Raw genomic sequence first — 25,546 nt, 5'->3', positions numbered from 1 at the left:
ACCATGTTGCGCAGGTTTCAGCAGTATATCGACGGGGTGTTTGAAGATGGCGACACCCGTTTTGACAGCATCAATCCGGCCAATGGCACGGCCTGGGCCAGCATGCCCGCAGCCAGTGCCGACGATGTAGACCGTGCAGTCAAGGCCGCACAGCGGGCTTTTCTGGACCCGGCCTGGGCAGGCCTGACAGCAAGCCAGCGTGGCAAGCTGCTGTACAAGCTGGCCGACCTGGTCGCCCAGCATGCCGACCAGCTGGCCGAGCTGGAAACCGCGGATACCGGCAAGATCATCCGCGAAACCCGCAGCCAGATTGGCTATGTGGCGGAGTATTACCGCTATTACGCCGGTCTGGCCGACAAGATTCAGGGTGCCTGCCTGCCGGTGGACAAACCGGATATGGAAGCCTTTTTGCGCCGCGAACCCATAGGGGTGGTTGCTGCCATCGTGCCGTGGAATTCCCAGCTGTTTCTGTCGGCCGTCAAGCTGGGCCCGGCACTGGCCGCTGGCTGCACCGTGGTGCTGAAAGCCTCGGAAGAGGGCCCGGCCCCCTTGCTGGAGTTCGCCCGGCTGATTCATCAGGCAGGCTTCCCGCCTGGTGTGGTGAATGTGCTGACCGGCTTCGGCCAGGACTGCGGCCAGGTGCTTACCAGCCACCCGCTGGTTGCGCGCATCGCCTTTACCGGCGGCCCCGAAACTGCTCGCCACATCGTGCGTAATTCGGCAGAGAACCTTGCCTATACCACGTTGGAGTTGGGCGGCAAATCCCCGGTGCTGGTGTTTGATGATGTCGATGTGGACAGCGTCAGCAATGCCATCGTGGCCGGTATTTTTGCCGCCAGCGGGCAAAGCTGTGTGGCGGGCTCGCGCCTGCTGGTGCAGCGCGGCATCAAAGACCGTTTGCTGGCCAGACTACAGGCCAAGGCCGAGGCCATCCGCATGGGCGATCCGCAGGACAGTGCTACCGAAATGGGCCCGCTGGCCACTCGCCGCCAGCGCGAGCATATCGAAAAAGTCGTGGCGGCCAGCCTGACCGCCGGTGCCGAGCTGCTGACCGGTGGTGGGGTTCCGGCCGGACGGGAGGATGGCTTTTACTACCTGCCCACCATTCTGACTTGCCCGGACGCGCAGATTCCCAGTGTCACCACCGAGCTGTTCGGCCCGGTGCTCAGCGTAGTGACTTTCGATACCGAGGCCGAAGCCATCGCCCTGGCCAATGACAGTGTCTACGGCCTGGCTGCCGGGGTATTCACCCGCGACCTGAGTCGTGGCCACCGGCTGACCCGCGCCCTGCGTGCCGGCATTGTCTGGGTGAATACCTACCGGGCGGTGTCACCCATCGTACCGTTTGGTGGCTATGGCCAAAGCGGCCTGGGGCGGGAGGGCGGCATGGAGTCGGTGTTGGACTACACCCGCACCAAGTCGGTGTGGATTCGTACTTCGGACGAGCCGATTGCCGACCCCTTCGTGATGCGCTGAGGAGCACGCCATGTATTACGAAATCCGCACCTATCGCATCAAGACCGGGGCCTTGCCTGCCTACCTCAAGCTGGTGGAGGAAGAGGGCATTGCCTTGCAAAAGCAGTATCTGGGTGAGCTGGTGGGCTATTTCTACTCGGAAATCGGCCCCTTGAACCAGATTGTGCACATCTGGGCTTATCCCAGCCTGGATGAGCGCGAAACGCGGCGTGCTGCGTTGGCTGCTGACCCGGCCTGGCAGGCATTTGCCCCGAAAATCCAGGCTTTGCTGGAAGAAATGGAAAGCAAGATCATGAAAGCGGCTGCCTTTTCCCCGTTGCAGTAGGTCGCTCATTCGGCATTACCACGCAAGAGAAACAGAAGCACAGACTTCTACACAGGAGATGACATCATGAACGCAGCAAAACCGATCCGTACCCGTCTTGCCTTGCTGGCCAGCCTCAGCGTGTTGGCCGCCGCACCCGCCATGGCGGAAAACCTGGTGTTCACCAGCTGGGGCGGTTCCACCCAGCAGGCGCAACAGAAAAACTGGGCACAGCCTTTCAGCGCCGCCAGCGGCATTGCCGTTGCCATGGATGGCCCCACCGATTACGGCAAGTTCAAGGCCATGGTGGAGAGCGGCAATGTCACCTGGGATGTAGTGGACGTGGAAGGCGATTTTGCCTATCGCGCCGCCAGGGATGGCCTGCTGGAACCGCTGGACCAATCCAAGCTGAAGGGCATTGATCCGCGCTTTATCTCTGCCAATGCGGTGGGCAGTTTTTATTACTCTTTTGTGCTGGGCTACAACAAGCAATCCGTGAAGGGAAGCGCACCTGCCTCCTGGAGTGACTTGTTCGACCTCAAGCGCTATCCGGGCAAGCGCACGTTGTACAAGTGGTCGGCACCGGGTGTGCTGGAACTGGCCTTGCTGGCTGATGGCGTACCGGCCAACAAGCTGTATCCGCTGGACATCGACCGCGCCTTCAAGAAGCTGGACACCATCAAGAGCCAGATTGTGTGGTGGACCGGTGGCGCCCAGTCACAGCAATTGCTTGCCTCGGGTGAAGCCAGCATCGGCATGTTCTGGAATGGCCGCATCAATGCCTTGCAGCACAGTGGCGCGCCGGTTGGCATGTCGTGGAAGCAAAACCTGACCGCCGCCGACATGCTGGTGATTCCAAAGGGTAGCAAGAACAAGGCCGCGGCCATGCAGTTCCTGGCTTATGCCACCAGTGCCGAGGCGCAAGCCAAATTTGCCACGGAAACCGGTTATGCCCCGGTCAACCTGCAATCCAAAACCAAGATGACGCCGGCTGCGGTCAAGACGCTGCCCGACCAGTTCACCGCCAGCCAGATCAATCTGGACATGCGCTACTGGGCCGAGCACCGCGATGAAATTGCCAAGCGCTGGTATGCCTGGCAGACCCAGTAAGGCAGGAATGCCGTGGCCTTGCCTTGCTGCCGGGCCACGGCCTGTGTCGCGATTGTCTTGAGGAGTTGTCATGCCCACTGCTTTGAGTTCGGTTGCTGTACCGGCACGCCGTCGCTTCCGGCTGAGTGCCCAGACGCGGGGCATCAAGCTGATGCTGCCGGTGTTGTTGTTATTGCTGGTGTTTTTCCTGGTGCCGGTCCTTACTTTGCTGCTGCGCAGCATCATGGAGCCGACACCCGGCTTGCAGAATTACGCTGAGTTGCTTGGTTCGCAAACCTATGTGCGGGTGTTTTTCAATACCTTCATGGTGGCTGGTGTGGTCACCCTGATTACCTTGCTGGTGGGTTTCCCTACCGCCTGGTTGCTGGCCATCCTGCCGCCGCGCTGGTCGCGGCTGCTGTTCGCCGTACTGCTGTTGTCGATGTGGACCAATCTGCTGGCCCGCACCTATGCCTGGATGGTGCTGCTGCAGCAAACCGGCCTGGTGAACCGGGTGCTGCTGGGCCTGGGTGTGATTGATCAGCCACTGACGCTGGTGAACAACCTGATTGGCGTCACCATCGGCATGACCTACATCATGCTGCCTTTCCTGGTGCTGCCCCTGCACGCCACCCTGCGCGCCATCGACCCCTCCACCCTGCGTGCCGCCGCGGTATGTGGTGCCAGCCGCTGGCAGTCCTTGCGTCTGGTGCTGTTGCCACTGGCCTTGCCTGGTATTGCCTCCGGGGCCTTGATGGTGTTTGTCATGTCGCTGGGCTATTACGTGACGCCCGCGCTGTTGGGTGGCACCAGCTACATGATGCTGGCCGAGCTGATCGCCCAGTTGGTGCAGTCCTTGCTCAACTGGGGCCTTGCCGGTGCCGCCGCCTTTGTGCTGCTGGTGGTGACACTTGGCTTGTATGCCGTGCAGCTGCGCTATCTGGGCGCTGGCCGTAGCGGAATGGGAGGGCGCTGACATGTTGCTGGATTACGATCGTTTGGGCGGCTGGCGCTGGGGCCTGGTGGGTGTTGGCACCGTCGTCATGCTGTTTCTGTTGTTGCCTATCGTCTTTATTGCGGCCTTGTCGTTTGGCGATTCGCAGTGGCTGGTTTTCCCGCCGCCAGGCTGGACCATGCAGTGGTATCAGCAACTGCTGACCGACCCGGTGTGGGTGAATGCGTTGCTGACCAGTGCCAAGGTGGGTGTCATTGTCACGGTACTGTCTGTCGTTCTGGGCCTGTTGGCAGCTTTGGGCCTGGCGCGCAGCCGTTTCTTTGGCAAGAGCGCATTGCAGGCGTTTTTCCTCACCCCCATGGTGCTGCCGGTGGTGGTGCTGGCGGTGGCGCTGTATGCCTTTTTCCTCAAGCTGGGCCTGACCGGCACCTTGACCGGCTTTGTGATTGGCCACCTGATCATCGCCTTGCCGTTTTCCATCATCACCATCGGTAATTCACTGCAGAGCTTTGACTCCGCGCTGGAAGACGCCGCCATGATCTGCGGCGCCAGCCCGCTGGAAGTGAAATGGCGGGTGACCTTGCCTGCCATCCGGCTGGGCATGTTTGCCGCGGCCATTTTTTCCTTCCTGATTTCCTGGGATGAAGTTGTGCTGTCCATCTTCATGGCCAGCCCCACCTTGCAAACCTTGCCGGTCCTGATCTGGAGCACGCTACGCCAGGATCTGACCCCGGTGATTGCCTCTGCATCCACCTTGCTGGTCGCCTTTACGGTGGTCCTGATGCTGCTGGCTTCCTTCTTGAAGAAAGGCTCACGTCAATGACGACTCCATTCCTGCAGATTCGTGGCCTGCGCAAAACCTACGATCAAGTGGTTGCCATCGACCATGTCGCCCTGGATATCAAGCAGGGTGAATTCATGACCTTTCTCGGGCCCTCTGGCTCGGGCAAGAGCACCACGCTGTATATCGTGGCCGGCTTTCAGGAACCAACCGAAGGCCAGGTGCTGCTGAACGGCAAATCCTTGCTGGATGTCGCCCCCAACAAGCGCAATATCGGCATGGTATTTCAGCGCTATACCCTGTTTCCGCACCTGACCGTCGGGGAGAACGTGGCCTTCCCCTTGCGGGTACGCCGCCGTCCGGAGTCGGAAATAAAGGCCAAGGTGGAAAAGATGCTGGAGCTGGTGCATCTGGCGGACTATCGCGATCGCCTGCCTGGCCAGATGTCTGGCGGACAACAGCAGCGCGTGGCTATTGCCCGTGCGCTGGCGTACGACCCGCCGTTGCTGCTGATGGATGAGCCGCTGGCGGCGCTGGACAAGAAGTTGCGTGAGGAAATTCAGTTCGAACTGCGTCGTATTCACCAGGAAACCGGAGTCACCATTTTGTATGTGACGCACGACCAGGAAGAAGCGCTGCGCTTGTCCGACCGCATTGCGGTGTTCAGTCAGGGGCGTATCGAGCAGGTGGGCACGGGTGAGGAGCTGTACGAGCATCCGTCGTCACGCTTTGTGGCCGGGTTCATTGGGAATTCCAACTTCCTGCCGGTCAAGGTGGAGCAAATGGGTGCGGGCCGCGCCCGCGCCATCTTCCCCAATGGTCAGGCCGTGGAGGGAGATGCCCGGGCCTTTGCCGCTGGCAGCGAGGGCACGCTGATGGTGCGCCCGGAACAGATGCGGATTCGCCCGCACGCAACGTCCGCCCAAGGGCTGGCCGTTACCGTGCGCGATATGACCTATCTGGGCGACAGCATGCATTTTGCCGTGCAAACCCCCTGGGAACAGGAGCTGGCGGTGCGCATGGCGGTACGGGATGGCCAGGGGCTGTGCATCGGCTCCTCCGCGGTACTGGAGTGGGATAGCCAGCATGGGCATGTGTTTGCCTGAATGTAGACCGTAGCAATCAAGGCGGCGGGCGGCGTCCGTCGCCGAAGGGTGAAGCATGAGTCAATTGCATGAAACCGGGCTGTTGCTGCAGCACTGCTATATCAATGGGCAGTGGGTGGATGCGGCCGAACACTTGCCGGTGTTCAATCCGGCCACCGGCGAGCAAATTGCCAGTATTCCGCGCATGGGGGTAGTGGAAACCAGACAGGCGATTGAAGCTGCCGAGCGTGCTGGTGCTGGCTGGCGGGCGCTGACTGGCAAGCAACGGGCGCAGTATCTGCGACGCTGGTTTGACCTGGTATTGCAGCATGAGGACGCACTGGCCCGGATATTGACGGCCGAAATGGGCAAGCCATTGGCCGAAGCACGGGGTGAAATTGCCTACGGTGCCAGTTATATCGAGTGGTTTGCCGAAGAGGCCAAGCGGATTCATGGCGATGTGATTCCATCGCCCGGCAGTGATCGGCGCTTGCTCACCATCAAGCAGCCTGTCGGTGTGGTGGCGGCAATTACGCCCTGGAACTTCCCAAATGCCATGCTGGCACGTAAGATCGCCCCGGCGCTGGCTGCGGGCTGTACGGTGGTGGCCAAACCGGCGGAACTGACGCCCTTGTCGGCGCTGGCATTGGCCCGGCTGGCCGAGCAGGCGGGCATTCCACCCGGAGTCATCAATGTGCTGACCGGCGACCCTGTCGCCATCGGCGGCGAACTCACCTGTCACCCGCAGGTACGCAAGCTGACCTTTACCGGCTCTACCGAAGTGGGCCGCCTGCTGCTGCGCCAGTGTGCCGATACGGTGAAGAAAGTCAGCATGGAGCTGGGTGGCAATGCGCCCTTCATCGTGTTTGACGATGCCGATCTGGACGCGGCGGTGGAAGGTGCCATGGTGTCCAAATTCCGCAATGCCGGGCAGACCTGTGTTTGTGCCAACCGGCTGTATGTGCAGGATGGCATTTACGAAGCCTTTGTGGCCCGCTTGCGGGAGCGCGTGGCAAGCTTGCAGGTGGGCAATGGCATGGATGCGGGTGTGACCATCGGCCCGCTGATTGACCTCAAGGCACTGGCCAAGGTGGAAGCGCATATTGCCGATGCCCTGGCGCAGGGGGCTAAGCTGGTAACAGGTGGCCAGCGCCACCGGCTGGGCGGCAGCTTCTTTGAACCGACCATCTTGCGCGATGTAAGGCCTGCCATGCGCGTGGCGCAGGAAGAAACATTTGGCCCCTTGGCCCCGGTGTTTCGTTTTCAGGATGAACAGGATGTCATCCGGCAGGCCAATGCCAGTGAGTTCGGACTGGCTGCTTATGTGTTCAGTCGAGACCATGCACGTATCTGGCGCGTGGCGGAGGCGCTTGAGGTGGGCATGGTCGGAATCAATACCGGCTTGATTTCAACCGAGGCCGCCCCGTTTGGCGGGGTCAAGCAGTCCGGCAGTGGCCGTGAAGGTTCCCGCTATGGGATTGAGGATTACCTCGAAATAAAATACCTGTGTATGGGTGGAATTGAATAAAGGAGATGACCCATGTCATCCAAAGACGGTAGCTCGCTGAAAATAGACCGTAGCGTCAAGACCCTGCGGGAGCTGACGCTGGAAAAAATGCGTGACGCCATCCTCAGTGCCTACTTCAAGCCTGGTGAGCGCCTGGTGGAGCGTACCTTGTGCGATGAGCTGGGCGTGAGCCGCTCCATCGTACGCGAAGTGCTGCGCCATCTGGAAACCGAAGGCCTGGTGGAATCCATTCCGCATCAGGGGCCGGTGGTGGCCACGCTGGATGCCGACAAGGCCGCGCAAATCTACGAAATCCGTGGTTTGCTGGAAGGCCATGCTGCCCGCTTGTGTGCCGAGCGGGCAGATGGCGCGTTGCTGGAACAACTGGCAGTGATCAACAGCCAGATTCAGGCTGCATTCCGCGCGGGGGATTTTCACGGTGTACTGGAGCAGACTTCCGCGTTTTATGAACTGATGTTCCAGGGCAGTGGCCAGACCATGGCCTGGGAAGTGGTGCAGTCCTTGAATGCCCGCATCAACCGGCTACGGGCGATGACCATCAGCTCAAGCGGTCGGGCAGCCGAGGCGGCCGAGGAAATGCGTTTGCTGGTTGAGGCATTGCTGAAGCGTGATGCACAAGCTGCACACGATGCATCGGTGGCTCATGTGCGGCGTGTGGCCAGTATTGCCGCCAGCAAGTTGGCTGAGTTGGCGGAAAACAAGGCCGAGCTGGATGCTTGAGGTGCTAGCTTGAGCGGGGATGCGCGTTACGACAGCGCTGCTGATGTGTCAGCCTGATCAGGGATCTTTGCCACGCAAAGATCCCTTTCTTGTTGCTACTGTGGTCGCGTCCTGGCGTGCTTACTTCTCCAGCGCCACTTCCACGCAACGCGCTTGCAGCAGGCGGCCGATATCCAGCGGGGACATGGCCACTTGCAGGCCACGGCGACCGCCGTTGATATACACCCTGGGCAAATTCAGGATGCTGGCTTCCATATATACCGGCATGGGTGTGCGGGTGGCGAAGGGGCTGGTGCCGCCCACCAGATAGCCGGAGTGACGGTTGGCGATGTCCGGTTTGCAGGGCTGCACTTTCTTGCAGGGCAGCTGGCGGGCCAGTTCCTTGGCCGATACCTTGCGGTCGCCATGCATCAGCACCACCAGCGGCAGGCCGTCCTGGTCTTCAAACAGCAGAGTCTTGATGACAGCGTGTTCGTCCACTTCCAATTCCCGCGCCGGGGTGGCGGTGCCGCCGTGTTCTTCGTAGCTGTAGGCGTGGCAGCTGAAATCCACCTTGTTATCCAGCAGAAAGCGCAGTGCCGGGGTGCTGCCGGCGATGCTTTGTTGACGCATAAGATCATTCCTCAGGTGTTGTTTGTCCTGCCGGCAGCGCATGGCTGCCGGCTTGTCCGGTTTCAGGCCGTGGCGGTTGAGGGCTCTGCCGATACTGGCAGGCCGTACTCTTGCGGGAAGGTGTGCATGGAGCTTTTCACCACGGTGACAGCACCGTCGATCAGTCCGCAGCGGCCGCTGCCGGGCAGGATCTGGCACAGGTGTTGCAGCGCATCCAGGTCGGCATGGCTGTGGCGGCCGCCATCCACCCGGTCCAGCAGGCGGGCCAGCTGGAAGGTGCCGCATTTGCAGGACGGGCATTGTCCGCAGGAGCCTTTGGCAAAGAAGTCGATGTATTCGGCCACTTTGCGGATGATGCTGCTGCCTTCGGAGATGACAATCATGGCACCGGTGCCCAGTCGAGAATGGCGCAGCCATACCGAGTCGAAATCCAGCGCCACGTCCAGATCACGCGCGGTAAGCAGCGTGTTGGACGGCCCGCCGGTGAACACCGCCTTGAAGGCCTTGCCCTGCAGCATGCCGCCGCCGTAGTGGAACACCAGCTCTTGCAGGCTGGTACCCATGGGGAGCTCGTACAGGCCGGGGCGCAGCACGTCACCAGACAGTGAATACAGCTTGGTGCCGCTGGCCTTGCCCACGCCCAGGGCGCGGTACCAGTCGGCACCATGGCGCAGGATGTGGCTGACATTGGCCAGGGTTTCCACATTGTTGATCAGAGTGGGCTGGCCGTTGATGCCTTGTTCTGCCGGGAAGGGCGGCTTTTTGCGCGGAAAGGGGAAGCCCGCTTCCAGCGAGGCCACCACGGCGGTTTCTTCCCCGCCGATATAGCGGCCAGAGCTGGCCACCACCTTGATTTCCAGCGGATGACCCAGCGCCTGCTCCAGCTGTTGCAACAGGGTGCTGTGTTGCCATTGGCTGACGGCCAGCTGCATGTGCTGCATGCTTTGGCCCTGGTGCGGGTTGATGTAGAAGATGACGCAGGCGGCGCGCACGGCCAGCGCGGCAATCAGCGCGCCTTCCACTACCTGGTGCGGCGATGCGCTGAGCAAGGTGCGGTCCTTGAAGGTGCCCGGTTCGTCCTCGTTGCCATTGCACACCACGTATTTGCTGTCGCCCACGGCATTGGCGGTGGCTTCCCATTTGCGCCAGGCCGGGAAACCGGCACCACCCATGCCGCGCAGGTCGGCATCGGCAATCTGGCGAATGATGGTGCTGCGGGCGCCGAGTGCGACTTGCAGGCCAAGGCCACCGCCTGCTTGCAGCCAGGCGTCAAGATTTGGGCCTACTTGTACGGCGGGATTGAGTAGTACCTGATTGAGTTTTTCCATGATCATTTCTCCTGGGCGCGCGTGCCGGTGGGGCGGTGCAGGGCAAGCCTGGCCTGACCCGGGTAGAGCAATGGCGCTTGTACGCTGGCATCCAGCCCGGCCAGTGCCAGTTGGCGCTGCCAGCGGTAAACGTGCTCAATGCCACCGCGCAGCGGCGGCAGTGATGACTTGTGACGGGCGGCTTGCGCCAGCCGGGCGGCCTGGCGTCCGGCGCGGCGGCCAAAGGCCAGGATGTCCAGCAGCGCATTGCCCATCAGCCGGTTGCGGCCATGAATGCCGCCGGTGATTTCTCCGGCACACAGCAGGCCTGGCACCTCGGTCTGGCCGTTACCGTCTATCACCACACCGCCGTTCTGGTAGTGCAGGGTGGGGTAGATCAGCATGGGTTCGCGGCTGGGGTCTATGCCGCATTTGTCGGCCAGGTGCTGCAAGGCAGGCAGGCGTTGTGCCAGTTCCGGCCCCAGTGCACGGGTGTCCAGAAATACCCCCAGCTGGCCATTGCGCTCGATACCGCGCCCGGCGGCACATTCGCGCAGAATGGCCGCACTCACCACGTCACGCGGGGCCAGTTCTTCGATAAAGCGCTCGCCCAGACCATTGACCAGCAGCGCGCCGCCGGAGCGGGCGGCTTCGGAAATCAGCCCGCCACGCAAGCGTTGCGGCCAGGCCACGCCAGTGGGGTGGTACTGGAAGGCGTCCATGTCACGCAAGCCGGCACCCAGCCGGTAGGCCAGCACCAGTCCATCGGCAGTGGCACCGTAGTGGTTGGAGGTGGGAAAGCCTTGCAGATGCAGCCGGCCGCAGCCGCCGGTGGCCAGAATGGTCTGTCTTGCAGAAACCACCATGAAGCGCTGGTATTCCAGGTCGTACAGCACCGCGCCGGCGCAGCTGCCGTCCTCGTGCGATAGCAGTTCCACCACCGGGCAGCGGTTAAGCAGGCTGATGGCCGGGTCCAGTTCTACGGTTTCGCGCAGCACGCGCATCATCTCCAGCCCGGTGTAATCGCGGTAGCACAGAATGCGGCGCTGGCTGCATCCCCCGGCCTGCTTGTAACGCAGCTTGCCGCCATCGCTGAGCGGGTCTTCCAGATCGAAATGCATGCCCAGTTCAATCAGCCAGCGGATGACGCCGGGGGCATCGCTGGCCATTTGTGCCAGCAGTTGCGGATTGGCACATTGGTGGCCGCCACGCATGGCGTCGTCGAAGTGTTGTTGCGGGCTGTCGCTGGCCGCCAGTGCGGCCTGGATGCCGCCTTCTGCCATTACGGTATTGCTGTCGCCCAGTCGCAGCTTGCTGGCCAGCATCACTTGCGCGCCGCTGCGGGCGGCGGTCAGCGCGGCGGCGGCACCGGCACCACCACCGCCAATCACCAGCACGTCGGTGCTGCGTTGTTCGGCTCCGGCCAGGTCAAAACCGTCTATCAGCGCATTGCTTTGCAGCAGTGCGGCCAGTTGTGGGTGGCAGGCCTGGCCACGGCTGGGACCGATTTGCAGCAGGGTGCTGGCATTCGCGTCGCTGTCCGGGTGGTATTGTGCCAGCAGGGCGCTGCGCGATAACTCGGCCGGGCGCAGCGGGGGCTGGGCATGGGCGGTTAGATTGGTCAGGGCTTGGGCATAGGGGATGGCGCTGTTCATGCTTCGCTCCTGGGGGTGTCGCTGCGGGTGTTGATGGCCAGCTCGCCGCGAGCTTGTTGTTCCAGCCTGCGCAACAGGTCGCCCGGGCGCAGGTTCTGGATGGCCTGGGCGCGGCGCAGGTAAAGGCCGACGTGATTGGGCCGGATGTTTTCCGGGCAGGCCAGCGTGCACAGATTGCACATGATGCAGGCGTCAAACAGTGCGGCAGCGGCCTCTAGCTGGCCACTTGCGGCCAGCGCCATGCCTTGCTGTACCGGAATGTGGCGCGGGCAGGCGCGGTCGCAACCGCTGCAATGCCGACAGTGGGCGAGCTCCGGAAAGGTTTGCTGTAACTGGGGCAGGGCCTGCCAGCCATCGCGCAAATCATGCGGGCGGTAGTGGTGAACGTGGTTGGGCAGGTAGTAATCGATGAAGCTGACCTGCATGCCGTCCTCTACTGTTGTTTCACAGGCTAGGCGGGTTTCGGCACTGCGCTCACCGGCCTTGCGGACCAGACAGCGACAGGAACCGCACACGCCCTGGCCCATGCAGCCGATATTGGCGGTGAGTGGCGTATCGCCTTCCAGGCGGGTATGCAGGATGGAGTTGCCGGGTGTGGCGTCCACCACCTTGCCATCAATGCTGATGCGGATGGTTTCACTCATGGGATTGTCCTCAAGCTTGGATTGCGGCCAGTGGCGGTTTGGAGTGCTGCCAATGACCGGGCCGTTACCAGGGCTTTTGCAAAGAGCGTGCCACGATGATGTCTTGTGCCAAGTATTTGAAATTGAATGATAAATGACGGCTGTGCTTGCATTGGTGGCGGCGCGATGCACGGAAAACCGCGCGTCGGGCGCGCTGCGGTTTACGGAAAACCCTACGCCGGGTGGTGATTTCCGCTGTTTTCGTGGCAAACAAGCAAAGTACGGATTTCCGTACTTTTTAATCAGCGGATTCGCGGTTAGCCGTACTTTCAGTGTTTTGCCAATGGCATTGTTCATTTAAATCAATGACATGCAATGACCATTGCGTGGCACGGGGCTTGCTCTGAGGTGGGTGGGAGACACACTACAGAAATCAAGGAGCAAGACCATGTGGGGAACCATGAGTACAGCACTGCTACCAGTGGTGCTATTGATGATGCTGGGCTGGTTTGGTGGCCAGCGCGGCTATTTCCGGCAGGCGGATGTGGGGGTGATGGCAACGCTGGTAATGCGTTATGCCTTGCCCTGTTCATTGTTTATCGGCGCGCTGAAAACGCCGCCGGAGCGCATCCAGAACCTGCCTTTCATTCTGTGCATGACCTTTGGCTTTGTCGGCACCTATGTGCTGGCTTTGCTGGCCGGGCGTTATTACTACCGGCAGGGGCTGAAAACCAGTGCCATCCAGGCGCTGGTCTGTACTTTTCCGGACATGGCTTATTTTGGCGCGCCCATCTTGCAGCAGGTGTGCGGGCCGCAGGGTTTTATTGCCGTGCTGATAGGCAATCTGATTACCAGCTTTGTCATTCTGCCGCTGACCATCGTGCTGTGTCGCTGTGGCGAGATGTCGGATGCCGGAGCGGATGACGGCATGGTGGCCATGCTCAAGCAAAGCCTGGTCAAGACGCTGTCCAACCAGATTGTCTGGCTGCCCATCCTGGGGGTGATTCTCAGCTTTAATCACCTGCATCTGCCCGCTGCGGTACAGGAAAGCGTGGACATGCTGGCCAAGGCGGCCGGTGGGGTGTCGCTACTGGCGCTGGGCCTGATGTTCTGTGGCGAGAAGCCCAGCTTCAACGGCCATGTAGTGGGCAATGTGGCGATGAAGAACTTTTTGCAACCAGCGTTGATGCTGTTGGGCATCTTCCTGTTTGGCGTGGATGCGGAGTTTGCCAAACAGGCCCTGATTGTCGGGGCGGTACCCACCGCTATTGCCGCTTCGATGTTTGCCGTGCGCAACCAGACTTATGCCTTGCATGCCTCGCATTCGGTGCTGGTGGGCACGGTGATTGGCGTGTTTGGTGAAGCGGCGCTGATTTACTTCATGGTGTAATGGCAACAGCACGGTCAGGCCAGCAGGCTAGCACTGCTGGTCCGTCTGACAGCAAACAACAAGGCCCGGCATTGCCGGGCCTTGTTGCGTATCAGGCTTAGGAGTGCTGCTGCGGGATGGCAAGACTCAGTGTTGCACGGACAGTTTGATGAATAACAGCCGTACCAGCAGGTAGGCAAAGGCATTGCCCAGTGTCATCAACAGCAGCACCGTGGGGAGCGGTAGTGCGCCAGCTAACGGTAACGGAGTGCTGCCCAAGTGACGGGCCAGCAGCGAAGAAAAGCTCAGGGTAAGCAAGAGTTTGACAGGCATGGCAGCGGCTTTCCGGTATTCAGATGGGGCTGTATGTTGCAAAAGCCGTGCCTGCTGCGTGCTGTTTCAATGCATTGATAATAAAAGATAATTTAACGATGAATGCCGTGCGCGGACGGCTTTCCGGTCAGCTGCGTTCGGAAACCCGCGATCATTGCTGCGCTCGGGCTTGCAAATGCAGCAGGATGCTGTGCCCGCCATGCAGAATGTCATCGCCTATGGCGCTGGCTGCTGCCGGGCCGTCTTGCTGGCGGATGGCGTCCAGTACCGGGTAGTGGTAGTCGATCATGTCGCTGCCGCCTTGCTGGTACACCGCGGCAATCAGCGGCCCCATCTGCAACCAGATGCGGTACAGGATGCCTTGCAAAAAGGGCAGCCCGGCAATGTCCACCAGTGCAAAGTGAAACTGCTGGTTCAGCTCGCAACCCAGCGCGCTGTCCATTGCCGTCATCGCCTGGGCATTGCGGCTGATGATGTCCTCCAGCCGGGCAATGGCGCTGGCATCTGCTTTTTGTGCGGCGGTTTCGGCGGCCAGTCCTTCCAGCCGGATGCGAATGGCGCGGATTTCCAGATAACGCTCCACCGTCATGAAGGGCACGCGGATGTCGCGTGGGGACTGCATGGTGAGCGCCTGCTCCTGCACCAGTCGCAAAATGGCGTCGCGCACCGGGGTAACGCTGGTGCCCAGTTGCTCGGCCAGCTCACGTATTTTCAGCCGGGCTCCGGGTTGCAAGCGGCCCTGGATGAGCGCCTTGCACAGCAGCTGGTAGACCGTGCTACCCAGATTGTCGTGTTCCAGAGTGTCCAGTTGGTAGTCCATGCGTGGCAGTCAGCTAGGCGGTGGTTCAGGTGCGTCATGGTAACACTGCTGCTTGCCAGGATGAAATACAGCAAATATGATGCATCATAATTTGAAAGTGTGATGCCGGGAGCGATGTTGGCACCAGCGGCCATCCCGACTTCCTTCTTGTGCGCAGTCAGGCTGACTGTCAGCCTTTACCAGCAGGAGCATCCATGTCCGGACCCACCCGCTACATGTTGTTGACCGGTGCCAGCCGTGGCATCGGTCATGCCACGGTCAAGCTGTTTCAGGAGCATGACTGGCAGATCTTTACCGTGTCGCGTCAGCCGTTTTCCGAGGCCTGCCTGTGGCCATCAGCACGGCAAAGCCATGTGCAGGCGGATTTGTCCGACCTCTCTTGCCTGGATGCATTGATAGCCGAGGTGAAAAGCCGCCTGCCAAATGGCGAGCTGCATGCACTGGTGAACAATGCCGGTATTTCACCCAAGGGGCCGCAGGGTGAGCGGCTGGGTATTCTGGCCAGTGATGTTGAGGTCTGGAGCCGGGTGCTGAATGTCAACCTGGTGTCCACCGCCTTGCTGGCGCGCGGACTGTTTGAAGAGCTGAAGAAGGGGCAGGGCTCCATTGTCAATGTCACCTCCATTGCCGGTTCGCGCGTGCACCCGTTTGCCGGGGTGGCTTATGCCGCGTCCAAGGCCGGGCTGGCGGCGTTGACGCGCGAGCTGGCACATGAGTTCGGACCACACGGCATTCGCGCCAATGCCATTGCACCGGGGGAAATCGACACCGCCATCCTGTCGCCCGATACCGCCCGCATTGTGGAGCGTGACGTGCCAATGCACCGGCTGGGGACGCCGCACGAAGTGGCAGAGGCCATTTACTTCCTTTGTTCCGGCCATTCTTCTTATATCAATGGCTCGGAAATCCACATCAACGGGGGGCAGCATGTCTGAAGCCGTGTCCCCAGCGGTGTCTCAAGGCGTGATCGACCAGCTGTTTTCCACTGCCGCCGCGCCGGTAGCGTGCAGCGAAGCGCTGGCGTTGCTGTGGCAGCACTACGGCTTGCGTGGGGAGGCCAGCCTGCTCAATAGCGAGCGCGATGCCAACTTCCACATCCACACTGATGATGGCCGCGAGTTTGTCCTCAAGCTTACCCATCCGGCGGAAAACCGCGCCGTCACCGATTTTCAAAGCCGGGCACTATTGCATGCGCGGGCAGCGGACCCAAGCCTGCCCATTCCGCAGCTGATACCCAGGCTGGATGGCCAGCCCTATGCGCCGGTGAGCATGGCCGATGGCAGCCGGCGCGTGTTGCGGCTGCTGAGCTATCTGTCCGGCCAGCCCTTGCACCAGGTACAGCGCACACCCGCCCAGCGTGCCCACCTGGGCCAGACACTGGGTCGGCTGGACAATGCGCTGCGCGACTATGAGCATCCGGCGGCGCACCACCCGCTGCTGTGGGACATCCAGCATGCCGAACGGCTGCAACCGCTGCTGGCCGAAACGCCGGACAGCCCGCAAAAGGCGGTACTGAGTGACTGGCTGGCCCACTTCATGCAGCAGGTGCAGCCACGGCTGGACGGCTTGCGCCATCAGGTGATTCATAACGACCTGAATCCCTACAATGTCCTGGTGGACCCGCAGGATCAGATCACCACCGTGGGCTTGATCGATTTTGGCGACATGGTGCAAGCACCGCTGATCAACGAACTGGCTGTCGCCTGTTCCTACCAGCTATCGGAAAATGACAACCCGCTGGATAGTGCGGGGGATCTGGTAGCGGGCTACCACGCCGTCTGTCCCTTGCTGGATGCGGAAATAGACTTGCTGTACGAACTCATCCTCACCCGCCTGTGCATGACCGTCACCATCACCGGCTGGCGTGCGGCACGCTATCCGGAAAACCGCACTTACATCCTGCGCAACAATGCACTGAGTTGGGACGGCATGCAAAGGCTGTGGCTGCTGGGGCGTGACTTTGCCAGCGACTACCTCTACCGGCTGTGCCGCACGAAAGGACAAGCATGAACCCGCCCGATCAACGCATGGTGAATGCCTTCGACCCGGCCACGGCCAGCGGGCTGCCAGAACGCGAGCAGGCGCTGATCCGCCGTCGTCAGCAGGCGCTGGGTCAGGCCTACCGCCTGTTCTACCAGCAGCCACTGCATGTGGTGCGGGCCGAAGGGGTATGGTTATACGACCCGGACGGTCAGCCTTATCTGGACGTGTATAACAATGTGGCCTCGGTGGGCCATTGCCACCCGCATGTGGTGGACGCCATTGCCCGGCAGGTGGCAGTGCTCAATACCCATACTCGTTACCTGAACGACGGCATTGTCGATTACGCCGAGCGTCTGCTCGCTACGCTGGCCATGCCGGGTTATCAGGCCATGTTTACCTGCACCGGCAGCGAGGCCAACGACCTGGCCTTGCGGCTGGCGGGTAGCGTCACCGGCGGGCAGGGGGTGATTGTCACCGCGCATGCCTACCATGGTGTTACCAGTGCCATTGCTGCTTGTTCGCCAGCCTTTGGTGATGGCGTGCCGCTGGGGCCGCATGTACGGACCGTGGCCGCGCCGGATGGCTATCGCGGTAATCCACTGCAAGTGGCGGAGCAGTTCACACGTGATGTACAGGCTGCCATTGCCGACTTGCAACGCCACGGCTTCCGTCCGGCAGCACTGCTGGTGGATACGCTGTTTACCAGCGACGGCGTGTTTGCCGACCCGGCCGGTTTCCTGCAAGGGGCGGTGGATGCCATCCACGCCGCTGGCGGCCTGTTCATTGCGGATGAGGTACAGGCTGGTTTTGCCCGCAGTGGCAGTCATTTCTGGGGCTTCCAGCGTCATGGCGTGGTGCCGGACATCATCACCATGGGCAAGCCGATGGGCAATGGCCACCCGCTGGCTGGCTTGATGGCACGTGCCGACATCATCGACCACTTTGGCCGTCAGGTGCGTTACTTCAACACCTTTGGCGGTAATCCGGTGTCTTGCGCTGCCGGTATGGCGGTGCTGGATGTGATTGAACGCGAGGGCCTGCAACAGAATGCCCGCGATACTGGTGCCTACCTAAAGGCCGGTTTTGAGGCGTTGGCAGACAAGCATGCGCTGATTGGCGATGTGCGCGGCGCGGGTTTCTTCATTGGCGTGGAAATGGTGAGCGACCGCGACAGCAAGACTCCGGCCACCCAGCAGACCACGCGCATCGTCAATGCGCTGCGCGAGCGGCGCATTCTGATCAGCGCCACCGGCCCGGCAGGCAATATCCTGAAAGTGCGGCCGCAGCTGCCGTTTGCCCGCAACCATGCCGACATGCTGCTGGGTGCGCTGGATGAGGTGCTGGCCGGGCTGTGATCCAGAACTTCAGTACTGATCGTCCTGTGCCATACGCCGGGTGGTGTATTGCAGGCTGTCCAGTCTGTCATCCGCCACGGTCATCACCACGCCTTGGGAAAATACCGGTTTCAGCAGGCGGCTGAGGGTGGTGCCGGGCAGCATTTCCACCGCCAGTCGAGCGCCGCGTTCCCAGGCCAGCCGGGCGGTGTCATGCCAATGTACCTCTCTGGCCATATTGTTTGGCAGGTCGTCACGAATCTGCTCCGCGCTGCGTAACACCCGCGCAGCATTGGCGCTCAGGTAAAGGCATGCCGGGGCGTGTAGTGGCGTGTCACGCATGGTCTGCGCAAGTGTTTGCGCGGCTTGGTCCAGCAGGCAGCAATGCGAGGGCACGCTGATGGCCAGCCGCTGACAACGGGCGGCACCCGCTTGCAAGGCGACCTGGCTGATGGCTTGCAGACCGGCATCGGACCCGGCCACCACCAGTTGCTGCTCGGCATTGATATTGGCCAGATACACCTGTTGCCCTGCGGCCTGTGTTTTGTCCAGCAAGTTTTGCAGCTGCGGCAGTGCCAGCCCGGTAATGGCGCACATGCCATAGCCTTGCGGATAAGCCTGTTCCATCAGTTGGCCGCGCAGCTGCACCAGTTGCACGGCATGGTGGAAATCCAGCACCCCGGCAATCACCGCAGCCGGAAAGGCACCGATGGACAAGCCAGCTACCATGTGTGGCTGGATGTCTTCTGCTTGCAGCAGGCGGGCGGACGCCACCCCGGCAATCAGCAGGCACAGTTGCACCGCCACGGTGGATTGCAGCGCTGCGGTGGTATCCAGCAGCAGCGGCGAGCGGCCCAGTGCCGCCTCGGCCTCGGCCAGCGTGGCGTGACAAGCAGCATGCTGCGGCAACTGGTGCAACATGCCGGGCGTCTGGCTACCCTGTCCAGGGAATACAAACAGCACGCTCATCGGCATGGCTCCATAACACGCTGCGCGCTGGCAGGCCACGCCGCCAGCGGACTATCCAGCAGCACAGGCCCGTCGTCGGTTTTCAGTAATACCGGGCCGCCGCGTAAGTATTCGGCCAGTGCCATGCCACCGGCAGGCGTTTGCAGCTGGATATCCACCCGGCAAGGCAAATCCGCCAGCGCAGTGGCCAGCGCTGCTAATTGAGAAGGTGCAGGCGGCTGCGGACAGCGCAGCAGCAGGTCCAGATCACTGCTGTTGTTAAGGGTGGCCTGGCCTGTAGCCAGCTCGTAACCGGCGCTGCCGGTAATGCCCCAGACCAGGCCGCTGGCTTGCAAGGCAGCTTCTGCCGCTTGCAGGGCCTGCAAGGCGGGCAGTGCCGCCAGGCGCGGATGTTGCCGCCAGCCTTGCTGCGCCGCCACTTGCTCCGGGCTGAGAACACGGCAAACCTGCTGGCTGTTGACCCACAAGGCACAACGCTGGGCGCGCAGCGAGCCACGTATTCCAATCGCAATCAGGCCGGGCCTGGCTCTGGCGCGGCGCACCACCACCGGCAGACCGGGGTGCCAGTGCTGGTGTAGCCAGTCCGGCGGTTTGCTATCTGCCACCAGTGCTGTAGCACTGTCCAGCCACAGAAAGTCGTGTGGTAAACACGCATGCGTCATCCTGCACTCCTGCAAAAAAAACGGCAGCGACCAGCGCTGCCGCGACAAATCTTTACTTCAGCAGCAGAAGTAAAGAGGAGGTTGCGATCAGGCCATGATGGCCTTGGTGGCAAGATAAAGTGCCGATGGCCCCAGCAGGCAACCCAGGCCGGTATGGAAAGTGGCCACCAGCGCGCCATAGGGCACCAGTCTGCGGTCGGTGGCCGCCAGCCCGGCCGATACACCGCTGACGGTTCCTGCCAGCCCGCCGAACACCATGGCCGAACGGGGATTGTTCAGGCCCAGAAAGCGGGCGGCGAACGGTGTGCCCACCATCACCATGATGGCTTTGAGCAGGCCGGTGGCAATGCTGAGTGCCATCACGTCCGAGCTGGCACCCAGTGCCGCGCCGGTGACCGGGCCGACAATATAGGTAATGGCCCCGGCCCCGATGGTGGTCATGCTGACCACGTCACGGTAACCAAAGGCATGGGCGATGCTGGCTCCGACAATAAACGGCAGCACCGTACCCAGCAGCAGCGAGCAGGCACCGATCAGCCCGGCCTTGCGCGCTTCGGTGACTTGCACTTCAAAGGCGGTGGCCACGATGGCGAAGTCGCGCAACATGGCACCACCCATCAGCCCGATGCCGGAGAACAGCGAAATGTCTGCCAGGCCGCTTTGCTTGCCGGTGAGTACGCCACCGTAATAAGCCAGCCCCAGGCCGATCAGGATGGCAATGGCCGAGCCATGCACCCGACCCAGCGTCAATCGGCGCGACAGCCGCGCGGACAGCCAGGTGATGATGCCCACCAGCAGGAAGGCCGTGACCAGCCCGTTGTGCGCCAATACTTTTTCCAGCATTTGCATGATGTTGCTCCTGTGTCAGGCCAGTGGGTCTTGCGGGGTTTCGGCTTCCGGCTGCCATGCGTGCTGGCTGCTGCCGCGATTGAGCAGCGCGATGACCGAGCCGCATACCAGCACCGCACCCAGTGCGCCCAGTACGGCAACCGGGCCGCCACGCAACGCTGCCACCACGTTCTGGGTGGCCGCCATCGCCACCACCACCGGAATGTACATGGCACCCCAGAAGGCGACGCCCTGTTCGGTTTCCTGTGGCAGCCAGCCGCGCTTGTGCAGGTAGAGCCGGGCGAAAATCAGCAACAGCATGGCAATGCCCACGCCCCCGACATTCGACTTGACGCCGATCAGGCTGCCCAGCAGGTCGCCCAGAAACAGGCCGAGCAAGTGGCAGGCTGCCAGCAAGGCAGTTCCGTAGATGATCATGGTGTGTCTCTCCTTTGTATTGTCATATTGTGTTCACCTGTTACTGCAGTCATGCCCATGCACCGTGATTGTTACCGTTTACCCTCCGTTCTGTGTCCACTGTTGCTGCAATAGCGCGCGCACCTGGCGGGTGGCCTGGCGGTGTTCGCCGTGCAGGCGCTGGCGCAGGTCGGGTTGCGGGTCGGCCTGGATGTCACGCAAGGCCTCGGTCAGCGCGGTATGTACCAGCTGCACATCGGCCGGGGTGGGCTGGTCTGGCTGCTCGGCTTTCAGCAAGCGCCACAGCAGGCCCAGGCTGGCGTAGCTGGCAATGTCATAGGCCATGGGGGCGATGCTGGCGGCCAGTTTTTCCAGTTCCTCCACCGTGCGCAGGGTGATGCGGGCGGCAGCCTGCTTGCCCATGGCGTGCACCATCACCCCGGCGTCGTTCAGCGCCAGCAGGCGGTTGGCCTGATAGCCATGGGCCAGGAAAGCACCGGACATGGCCTTGCCGACAATCAGCCCGATGACCGGGTGGCCTGCCAGCCGGGCGCGGGCATAGGCAGCGGCAGCAGCGGCCAGTGCCTGGTGGATGCCGTAGGCCTCTTCACGGCGGCCATAGGCCTGACTGGGGACGTCGATGATGGCGACGATGGCGCGCTTGTGCGCGTGCTGCTGGTCGGCATCCACTGCGGCGTCGATGGTGGCAGCCAGCGCCCAGCCTTCCAGCAGGCCTACTTCGCCATGACGGGCACGGACAAAGGGGTTCTCCGGGTCGGCCACCACGGCTACATAACGGGCGGGCTGACCGGCAAGTTCGCCATCGGCCACCAGCAGGGATGGCGGCAAGCCTTGCTGCAGGGAAGCTTGACCACACAGGGCGTGGAACCAGTCGCGACCGCGCTGGCTGATGGATGCCTGGCTCATGGGCGGGCTCCTGACTGAAAAAGTTGACGGGCAGAGGCGGCGTCGGCCTGGGTCGTGCTGTCCATGGTCAGCAGCCTTTGCAGCATGTGCTGGCTACGCCGGTGGCGAGGCTCTGCGGGCAGGCCGCAGGCAATAAAGTCCAGCAGCTGCTGGCGGATAAGCGGGGTGTCGTCTTCTACCAAGGCATCAGCCAAGCCGCAGGCCTGGCGCTGTTCGCCGCCGGTCAGACTCCAGATGAAGGGCCGGTTGCGCGAGTCGTATTCCGCCATACCGGCTTCCTGTTCGATCACTTGCGGGCCGTTCAGCCCCAGCCTGGCTTCGCGGGTGACAATCAGATAACTGCACATGCCGGCGGCAATCGACATGCCGCCAAAGCAGCCCACGGTGCCGGCGATGATGCCGACCACCGGCTGATAGCGGCTGAGGTCGGCAATGGCGGAATGGATTTCGGCAATGGCCGCCAGGCCCAGGTTGGCTTCTTGCAGGCGCACACCGCCGGTTTCAAACAGGATGACTGCACGGGTGGGAATGCTCTGGCGGTTGTCGGCTGCCGCCAGCTCCAGTGCGCAGGCCAGCTTGGCTCCGCCCACTTCGCCCAGGCTGCCGCCCTGGAATCCGCCCTCGATGGCGGCAACCACCGCAGGCTGGCCATCCAGCAGGCCTTTGCAGATGACCACGCCGTCATCGGCCTGCGCCACAATGCCCTGCGCGCTGAGCCAGGGTGAGTATTGCCGGTCAAACGGGCCGGCCAGTTCGCGGCTGCTGCCAGCGTCCAGGAGGCTGTGGGCGCGTTCGCGGGCGCTCAGTTCGATAAAGCTGTGGCCTTGCAGCAGGCAGGTGATGTCTTGTCGATGGCTCATGCGGACAACTCCTCCAGTGCCTGGGCCAGCCGCAGGCTGATCACGCCTGGAGTGGCAGCAAAATCATTGATTTCCATCTGCATGGCGGCGGCCTTGCCGTCGGCAAACAGACGCTCCAGCTGTGCGCGCCAGCGGGTGGCACTACCATCGGCGGCGCTATGTATCGTGATGTGGCAGCGACCGGCAGGTGCTGGGGTGATCAGTATCTCCAGGTCGCCAGAAGCCACCACGCCCACCAGTACACGCTGTGTGGCCGGGGCCCCGGCCGGGTATTCCAGATGCAGTTTTTCCATGCTTACTCCTTCATTCCTGTGTATCCGTTGCCTGCGTCAGTCAGCTGCGATCTGTGGCAGCCGGTCCAGCAGCAGGGTGGCGGCCAGCAGGTCGGCCGCGCCGCCCGGTGACAGCCGCTCCGCCAGCATGGCTTTTTCCAGTTGATACAGCCTGCGGCGGCCGGGCAAGGTGGCCACTCCGCCTGCGTCCAGCACAGCCAGTGCGCCGCTTTGCACCAGGGTCAAGCCCGCCATGCCACCGCGTGACAGCAGGCAGGTGTCGTCCAGTCGGCTCATGATGGCCAGCAGTGCATTGAGCCGGGCATGGGTCTCGCCATCGCCATGCGCGCGGCTGGCATGCAGGGTGGGCAGCGCCAGCTGGGTGATGTGCGGAAACCCTTGCTGCGCTTCGCCGCGGGCTCCGCCCACGCCATAACGGCGGCATGCCTGATCCCCCTTGCGTGGCTGGGCTGGCAGCAGACGGTCGGGCAGTTGCGCCAGTGCGGCGGCGCGCTGACAGACGGCATCGCTTTGCCGTTGGCTGCTGTCCATGGCGGCGGCGGCCACCAGCAGGCCGATGGCCCAGATGGCGCCGCGATGGGTGTTGACGCCGCCACTGGCCTGCAGCATGGCTTGTTCACCCGCCCGGCCCAGGCTGCCTAGCTGTTCGCGCAGGGTGGTCGATGGCGCTTGCTGCCAGGCTGCGTGGGCCATGGCAAAGAAGGCCGGTTGCAAGGCGCGGGCCGAGCGGCACATCAGCTCCAGGTTAAGGTCGCTGTGCGCGCCGCTGCCACGGCTGTCCACCAGTCCGGGTTTGGGGGCCAGATGTGCTTCGTCCAGCAGGCACTGGCAGGCGAGTAGCGCCAGCTGGCCGGCCAGTTGCCCGGCCTGATCGGGGGCGAGGGCGGGCAGCATTACCAGCTCCTGAAGCGGGCTGGGGGCTGGTACAGCCCGTCCGACCAAGTGACCAGGTCCGCCATGCTCTTGGCGGCCAGTAGCGAGCGGCTGGCATCGCTGCGACGGATGCCCAGGTCTTCCGGCAGGGCCACTAGTCCAGCCTGGCGCAGTCGGGTGGTGTTGGCCGGGTCGTGGCGCAGGCCAATGGGAGTGATGCCGGCCACGGCGGCAATCATCTGCCGGCGCTGTTCCAGCGATTCGGCCTTGTACAGGTAGGCAATGCCTTCTTCGGTCAGGACATGGCTGACGTCATCGCCGTAAATCATCACCGGTGCCAGCGGCATGCCGCTGCTGCGCGCCACTTCCACCGCGTCCAGGCTTTCCACGATGGTGGGCTGGCCGTTGCCCTGGAAGGTTTCCACCATTTGCACCACCAGTTTGCGGCCACGGGCCAGCAGGCTATCGGTCTGAATCAGGTCCAGCCAGGCCGGGCTGGCATGGCGTCGGCCATGTGGGTCGTGCCCCATATTGGGGGCACCGCCAAAGCCGGACAGGCGGCCATGGGTGACGGTGGAGGAATGGCCATCGCCATCCATTTGCAGGGTGGAGCCGATAAACATGTCCACCGCGTATTGCCCGGCCATCTGGCAGAAGGCGCGATTGGAGCGCAGCGAACCGTCCCGCCCGGTGAAGAACACATCGGGACGGGCCGCCACATAGGCTTCCATGCCCAGTTCGCCGCCAAAGCAGTGTACGCTGTCCACCCAGCCGCTTTCGATGGCCGGTATCAGCGTGGGGTGCGGGTTCAGCGTCCAGTGACGGCAGATTTTGCCCTTCAGCCCCAGTTGCTCGCCATAGGTGGGCAGCAGCAATTCGATGGCGGCGGTATTGAAGCCCAGACCGTGGTTGAGCGATTGCACTTGATGACGTTCGTAAATGCCGCGAATCGCCATCATCGCCATCAGCACATGTACCGGCTTGATCAGGCGCGGGTCGCGGGTGAACAGCGGTTCGATAAAGAAGGGGCGGTCGGCCAGTACCACGAAATCCACCCAGTCGGCCGGAATGTCCACGCGGGTGAGTCCGGACGGGTCTTCGACAATCTCGTTTACCTGGGCAATGACAATGCCGTCACGAAAGGCGGTGGCCTCCACCAGCGCCGGGGTGTCTTCGGTGCTGGGGCCGGTGTAGAGATTGCCGTGGCGGTCGGCCTGATAGGCAGCCACCAGCGCGACATTGGGGGTGAGGTCGACAAACAGCCGGGCATACAACTCGACATAAGTGTGAATGGCGCCGATTTCCAGGCAGCCATCCTGCAATAGCTGGCCGATACGCAGGCTTTGCGGGCCGGAGAAGGAAAAGTCCAGCTTGCGGGCAATGCCGCTTTCGAAAATGTCCAGATGCTCGGGCCGCCCCACGCTGGGAATAATCATGTGCAGGTCATGCAGGCGGGCCGGATTGGCACGGGCCAGGCTGCGTGACAGGAAGTCGGCCTGTTTCTGGTTATTGCCTTCCAGTACCACCCTGTCGCCGGGAGCGATCAGGATTTCCAGTGCGGCGGTCAGCTGGTCGGTGGGTAGTATGCAGCCATTGGCCAGAGGGCTGGCCAGTTCGATGCGGCGGCGCTTTTCGTCACGGCGGCGATGCCAGACCGGTGAGGGCGTTGAGGATGCCAGCATGCTTGCTTCCTGTTGCAGATGAGAATGCCTGCAAGGTAGGCGCTGGCAGGCTGGCCATCAA

27 protein-coding genes are annotated in these 25,546 nt (G+C 62.2%); 12 read left to right on the top strand and 15 right to left on the bottom strand.

Annotated features, from left to right (window positions below; all coding sequences use genetic code 11):
- The first annotated feature begins 3 nt into the window (after nucleotides 1-3).
- The 8 genes from HWX34_RS17540 (at nucleotide 4) to HWX34_RS17505 (ending at nucleotide 7,938) form a co-directional block, all read left to right on the top strand.
- On the top strand, nucleotides 4-1,476 hold the full coding sequence (locus HWX34_RS17540) for an aldehyde dehydrogenase (protein WP_178973462.1): 1,473 nt from the start codon (nucleotides 4-6) through the stop codon (nucleotides 1,474-1,476).
- Nucleotides 1,477-1,486: 10 nt separating this feature from the next.
- Nucleotides 1,487-1,801, top strand: coding sequence for an NIPSNAP family protein (locus tag HWX34_RS17535; protein WP_178973461.1), 315 nt, complete (start codon nucleotides 1,487-1,489; stop codon nucleotides 1,799-1,801).
- 66 nt (nucleotides 1,802-1,867) lie between these two features.
- On the top strand, nucleotides 1,868-2,890 hold the full coding sequence (locus HWX34_RS17530) for an ABC transporter substrate-binding protein (RefSeq protein ID WP_178973460.1): 1,023 nt from the start codon (nucleotides 1,868-1,870) through the stop codon (nucleotides 2,888-2,890).
- Nucleotides 2,891-2,960: 70 nt separating this feature from the next.
- A complete protein-coding gene (locus HWX34_RS17525; RefSeq protein WP_178973459.1) occupies nucleotides 2,961-3,845 on the top strand; it encodes an ABC transporter permease in 885 nt (294 codons plus the stop codon).
- Between the two features lies 1 nt (nucleotide 3,846).
- Entirely contained in the window at nucleotides 3,847-4,647 is an 801-nt protein-coding gene (locus tag HWX34_RS17520; RefSeq protein WP_178973458.1) for an ABC transporter permease, read from the top strand.
- Entirely contained in the window at nucleotides 4,644-5,711 is a 1,068-nt protein-coding gene (locus HWX34_RS17515) for an ABC transporter ATP-binding protein (protein ID WP_178973457.1), read from the top strand. The genes HWX34_RS17520 and HWX34_RS17515 overlap by 4 nt, the downstream gene beginning before the upstream one ends.
- Nucleotides 5,712-5,766: 55 nt before the next feature.
- A complete protein-coding gene (locus HWX34_RS17510; RefSeq protein WP_178973456.1) occupies nucleotides 5,767-7,218 on the top strand; it encodes an NAD-dependent succinate-semialdehyde dehydrogenase in 1,452 nt (483 codons plus the stop codon).
- Between the two features lie 12 nt (nucleotides 7,219-7,230).
- Nucleotides 7,231-7,938: a GntR family transcriptional regulator gene (locus tag HWX34_RS17505; protein WP_178973455.1), complete on the top strand. Its 708-nt coding sequence runs from the start codon at nucleotides 7,231-7,233 to the stop codon at nucleotides 7,936-7,938.
- 120 nt (nucleotides 7,939-8,058) lie between these two features.
- Here the strand turns inward: HWX34_RS17505 and HWX34_RS17500 are convergent, their stop codons facing one another.
- The 4 genes from HWX34_RS17500 to HWX34_RS17485 form a co-directional block, all read right to left on the bottom strand.
- Complete coding sequence (locus HWX34_RS17500; RefSeq protein ID WP_178973454.1) at nucleotides 8,059-8,550, bottom strand: aminoacyl-tRNA deacylase; 492 nt, start codon at nucleotides 8,548-8,550, stop codon at nucleotides 8,059-8,061.
- Between the two features lie 62 nt (nucleotides 8,551-8,612).
- Nucleotides 8,613-9,878 (bottom strand): NADH-quinone oxidoreductase subunit F, encoded by a 1,266-nt coding sequence (locus tag HWX34_RS17495; RefSeq protein WP_178973453.1) that lies wholly within the window; start codon nucleotides 9,876-9,878, stop codon nucleotides 8,613-8,615.
- A 2-nt stretch (nucleotides 9,879-9,880) separates the two neighbouring features.
- Nucleotides 9,881-11,512 (bottom strand): FAD-dependent oxidoreductase, encoded by a 1,632-nt coding sequence (locus HWX34_RS17490; RefSeq protein ID WP_178973452.1) that lies wholly within the window; start codon nucleotides 11,510-11,512, stop codon nucleotides 9,881-9,883.
- On the bottom strand, nucleotides 11,509-12,156 hold the full coding sequence (locus HWX34_RS17485; RefSeq protein ID WP_178973451.1) for a 2Fe-2S iron-sulfur cluster-binding protein: 648 nt from the start codon (nucleotides 12,154-12,156) through the stop codon (nucleotides 11,509-11,511). Before HWX34_RS17485 ends, HWX34_RS17490 begins: the two co-directional genes overlap by 4 nt.
- 427 nt (nucleotides 12,157-12,583) lie before the next feature.
- Here HWX34_RS17485 and HWX34_RS17480 point away from each other — a divergent pair, with 427 nt between their 5' ends.
- The gene (locus HWX34_RS17480; RefSeq protein WP_178973450.1) at nucleotides 12,584-13,525 is read left to right on the top strand and encodes an AEC family transporter; all 942 of its coding nucleotides are present in this window, start codon (nucleotides 12,584-12,586) and stop codon (nucleotides 13,523-13,525) included.
- 126 nt (nucleotides 13,526-13,651) lie between these two features.
- Here the strand turns inward: HWX34_RS17480 and HWX34_RS17475 are convergent, their stop codons facing one another.
- Both HWX34_RS17475 and HWX34_RS17470 read right to left on the bottom strand, forming a co-directional pair.
- Complete coding sequence (locus HWX34_RS17475; protein ID WP_178973449.1) at nucleotides 13,652-13,837, bottom strand: hypothetical protein; 186 nt, start codon at nucleotides 13,835-13,837, stop codon at nucleotides 13,652-13,654.
- A 151-nt stretch (nucleotides 13,838-13,988) separates the two neighbouring features.
- Nucleotides 13,989-14,657, bottom strand: coding sequence for a GntR family transcriptional regulator (locus tag HWX34_RS17470; RefSeq protein WP_178973448.1), 669 nt, complete (start codon nucleotides 14,655-14,657; stop codon nucleotides 13,989-13,991).
- Between the two features lie 194 nt (nucleotides 14,658-14,851).
- Here HWX34_RS17470 and HWX34_RS17465 point away from each other — a divergent pair, with 194 nt between their 5' ends.
- Genes HWX34_RS17465 through HWX34_RS17455 form a run of 3 tightly spaced genes read left to right on the top strand, consistent with a single transcriptional unit; the run spans nucleotide 14,852 to nucleotide 17,995 of the window.
- Entirely contained in the window at nucleotides 14,852-15,592 is a 741-nt protein-coding gene (locus HWX34_RS17465) for an SDR family NAD(P)-dependent oxidoreductase (protein ID WP_178973447.1), read from the top strand.
- Entirely contained in the window at nucleotides 15,585-16,667 is a 1,083-nt protein-coding gene (locus HWX34_RS17460; RefSeq protein ID WP_178973446.1) for a phosphotransferase, read from the top strand. Before HWX34_RS17465 ends, HWX34_RS17460 begins: the two co-directional genes overlap by 8 nt.
- Complete coding sequence (locus HWX34_RS17455; protein ID WP_218645236.1) at nucleotides 16,664-17,995, top strand: aspartate aminotransferase family protein; 1,332 nt, start codon at nucleotides 16,664-16,666, stop codon at nucleotides 17,993-17,995. Before HWX34_RS17460 ends, HWX34_RS17455 begins: the two co-directional genes overlap by 4 nt.
- Nucleotides 17,996-18,004: 9 nt before the next feature.
- Here the strand turns inward: HWX34_RS17455 and mdcH are convergent, their stop codons facing one another.
- The 9 genes from mdcH to mdcA all read right to left on the bottom strand — a co-directional run bounded on the left by mdcH (nucleotide 18,005) and on the right by mdcA (nucleotide 25,485).
- Entirely contained in the window at nucleotides 18,005-18,943 is a 939-nt protein-coding gene (mdcH, locus tag HWX34_RS17450) for a malonate decarboxylase subunit epsilon (RefSeq protein ID WP_178973445.1), read from the bottom strand.
- Nucleotides 18,940-19,605, bottom strand: a complete 666-nt coding sequence (locus HWX34_RS17445; protein ID WP_178973444.1) for a malonate decarboxylase holo-ACP synthase — start codon at nucleotides 19,603-19,605, stop codon at nucleotides 18,940-18,942. The genes mdcH and HWX34_RS17445 overlap by 4 nt, the downstream gene beginning before the upstream one ends.
- Nucleotides 19,606-19,692: 87 nt before the next feature.
- Nucleotides 19,693-20,454: a malonate transporter subunit MadM gene (madM, locus tag HWX34_RS17440; RefSeq protein ID WP_218645235.1), complete on the bottom strand. Its 762-nt coding sequence runs from the start codon at nucleotides 20,452-20,454 to the stop codon at nucleotides 19,693-19,695.
- A 15-nt stretch (nucleotides 20,455-20,469) separates the two neighbouring features.
- Nucleotides 20,470-20,871 (bottom strand): malonate transporter subunit MadL, encoded by a 402-nt coding sequence (gene madL, locus HWX34_RS17435; RefSeq protein WP_178973443.1) that lies wholly within the window; start codon nucleotides 20,869-20,871, stop codon nucleotides 20,470-20,472.
- Between the two features lie 78 nt (nucleotides 20,872-20,949).
- Nucleotides 20,950-21,777, bottom strand: coding sequence for a biotin-independent malonate decarboxylase subunit gamma (gene mdcE / locus HWX34_RS17430; RefSeq protein ID WP_178973442.1), 828 nt, complete (start codon nucleotides 21,775-21,777; stop codon nucleotides 20,950-20,952).
- Entirely contained in the window at nucleotides 21,774-22,637 is an 864-nt protein-coding gene (locus tag HWX34_RS17425) for a biotin-independent malonate decarboxylase subunit beta (RefSeq protein WP_178973441.1), read from the bottom strand. Before HWX34_RS17425 ends, mdcE begins: the two co-directional genes overlap by 4 nt.
- Nucleotides 22,634-22,930: a malonate decarboxylase subunit delta gene (locus HWX34_RS17420; RefSeq protein WP_178973440.1), complete on the bottom strand. Its 297-nt coding sequence runs from the start codon at nucleotides 22,928-22,930 to the stop codon at nucleotides 22,634-22,636. The genes HWX34_RS17425 and HWX34_RS17420 overlap by 4 nt, the downstream gene beginning before the upstream one ends.
- 36 nt (nucleotides 22,931-22,966) lie before the next feature.
- The gene (locus HWX34_RS17415) at nucleotides 22,967-23,824 is read right to left on the bottom strand and encodes a triphosphoribosyl-dephospho-CoA synthase (RefSeq protein WP_178973439.1); all 858 of its coding nucleotides are present in this window, start codon (nucleotides 23,822-23,824) and stop codon (nucleotides 22,967-22,969) included.
- Complete coding sequence (gene mdcA, locus HWX34_RS17410) at nucleotides 23,824-25,485, bottom strand: malonate decarboxylase subunit alpha (protein ID WP_178973438.1); 1,662 nt, start codon at nucleotides 25,483-25,485, stop codon at nucleotides 23,824-23,826. Before mdcA ends, HWX34_RS17415 begins: the two co-directional genes overlap by 1 nt.
- Nucleotides 25,486-25,546 lie beyond the last annotated feature (61 nt).

This window comes from Aquitalea sp. LB_tupeE, assembly GCF_013391415.1.
Lineage (GTDB): Bacteria > Pseudomonadota > Gammaproteobacteria > Burkholderiales > Chromobacteriaceae > Aquitalea.
This window is presented reverse-complemented; position numbering and strand designations above follow the sequence as displayed.

Excerpts from the sequence above, each read along its gene's own strand:
- HWX34_RS17540 (WP_178973462.1), top strand. The coding sequence starts at position 4 with ATGTTGCGCAGGTTTCAGCAGTATATCGACGGGGTGTTTGAAGATGGC.
- HWX34_RS17535 (WP_178973461.1), top strand. The coding sequence starts at position 1,487 with ATGTATTACGAAATCCGCACCTATCGCATCAAGACCGGGGCCTTGCCT.
- HWX34_RS17530 (WP_178973460.1), top strand. The coding sequence starts at position 1,868 with ATGAACGCAGCAAAACCGATCCGTACCCGTCTTGCCTTGCTGGCCAGC.
- HWX34_RS17525 (WP_178973459.1), top strand. The coding sequence starts at position 2,961 with ATGCCCACTGCTTTGAGTTCGGTTGCTGTACCGGCACGCCGTCGCTTC.
- HWX34_RS17520 (WP_178973458.1), top strand. The coding sequence starts at position 3,847 with ATGTTGCTGGATTACGATCGTTTGGGCGGCTGGCGCTGGGGCCTGGTG.
- HWX34_RS17515 (WP_178973457.1), top strand. The coding sequence starts at position 4,644 with ATGACGACTCCATTCCTGCAGATTCGTGGCCTGCGCAAAACCTACGAT.
- HWX34_RS17510 (WP_178973456.1), top strand. The coding sequence starts at position 5,767 with ATGAGTCAATTGCATGAAACCGGGCTGTTGCTGCAGCACTGCTATATC.
- HWX34_RS17505 (WP_178973455.1), top strand. The coding sequence starts at position 7,231 with ATGTCATCCAAAGACGGTAGCTCGCTGAAAATAGACCGTAGCGTCAAG.
- HWX34_RS17500 (WP_178973454.1), bottom strand. The coding sequence starts at position 8,550 with ATGCGTCAACAAAGCATCGCCGGCAGCACCCCGGCACTGCGCTTTCTG.
- HWX34_RS17495 (WP_178973453.1), bottom strand. The coding sequence starts at position 9,878 with ATGGAAAAACTCAATCAGGTACTACTCAATCCCGCCGTACAAGTAGGC.
- HWX34_RS17490 (WP_178973452.1), bottom strand. The coding sequence starts at position 11,512 with ATGAACAGCGCCATCCCCTATGCCCAAGCCCTGACCAATCTAACCGCC.
- HWX34_RS17485 (WP_178973451.1), bottom strand. The coding sequence starts at position 12,156 with ATGAGTGAAACCATCCGCATCAGCATTGATGGCAAGGTGGTGGACGCC.
- HWX34_RS17480 (WP_178973450.1), top strand. The coding sequence starts at position 12,584 with ATGTGGGGAACCATGAGTACAGCACTGCTACCAGTGGTGCTATTGATG.
- HWX34_RS17475 (WP_178973449.1), bottom strand. The coding sequence starts at position 13,837 with ATGCCTGTCAAACTCTTGCTTACCCTGAGCTTTTCTTCGCTGCTGGCC.
- HWX34_RS17470 (WP_178973448.1), bottom strand. The coding sequence starts at position 14,657 with ATGGACTACCAACTGGACACTCTGGAACACGACAATCTGGGTAGCACG.
- HWX34_RS17465 (WP_178973447.1), top strand. The coding sequence starts at position 14,852 with ATGTCCGGACCCACCCGCTACATGTTGTTGACCGGTGCCAGCCGTGGC.
- HWX34_RS17460 (WP_178973446.1), top strand. The coding sequence starts at position 15,585 with ATGTCTGAAGCCGTGTCCCCAGCGGTGTCTCAAGGCGTGATCGACCAG.
- HWX34_RS17455 (WP_218645236.1), top strand. The coding sequence starts at position 16,664 with ATGAACCCGCCCGATCAACGCATGGTGAATGCCTTCGACCCGGCCACG.
- mdcH (WP_178973445.1), bottom strand. The coding sequence starts at position 18,943 with ATGAGCGTGCTGTTTGTATTCCCTGGACAGGGTAGCCAGACGCCCGGC.
- HWX34_RS17445 (WP_178973444.1), bottom strand. The coding sequence starts at position 19,605 with ATGACGCATGCGTGTTTACCACACGACTTTCTGTGGCTGGACAGTGCT.
- madM (WP_218645235.1), bottom strand. The coding sequence starts at position 20,454 with ATGCAAATGCTGGAAAAAGTATTGGCGCACAACGGGCTGGTCACGGCC.
- madL (WP_178973443.1), bottom strand. The coding sequence starts at position 20,871 with ATGATCATCTACGGAACTGCCTTGCTGGCAGCCTGCCACTTGCTCGGC.
- mdcE (WP_178973442.1), bottom strand. The coding sequence starts at position 21,777 with ATGAGCCAGGCATCCATCAGCCAGCGCGGTCGCGACTGGTTCCACGCC.
- HWX34_RS17425 (WP_178973441.1), bottom strand. The coding sequence starts at position 22,637 with ATGAGCCATCGACAAGACATCACCTGCCTGCTGCAAGGCCACAGCTTT.
- HWX34_RS17420 (WP_178973440.1), bottom strand. The coding sequence starts at position 22,930 with ATGGAAAAACTGCATCTGGAATACCCGGCCGGGGCCCCGGCCACACAG.
- HWX34_RS17415 (WP_178973439.1), bottom strand. The coding sequence starts at position 23,824 with ATGCTGCCCGCCCTCGCCCCCGATCAGGCCGGGCAACTGGCCGGCCAG.
- mdcA (WP_178973438.1), bottom strand. The coding sequence starts at position 25,485 with ATGCTGGCATCCTCAACGCCCTCACCGGTCTGGCATCGCCGCCGTGAC.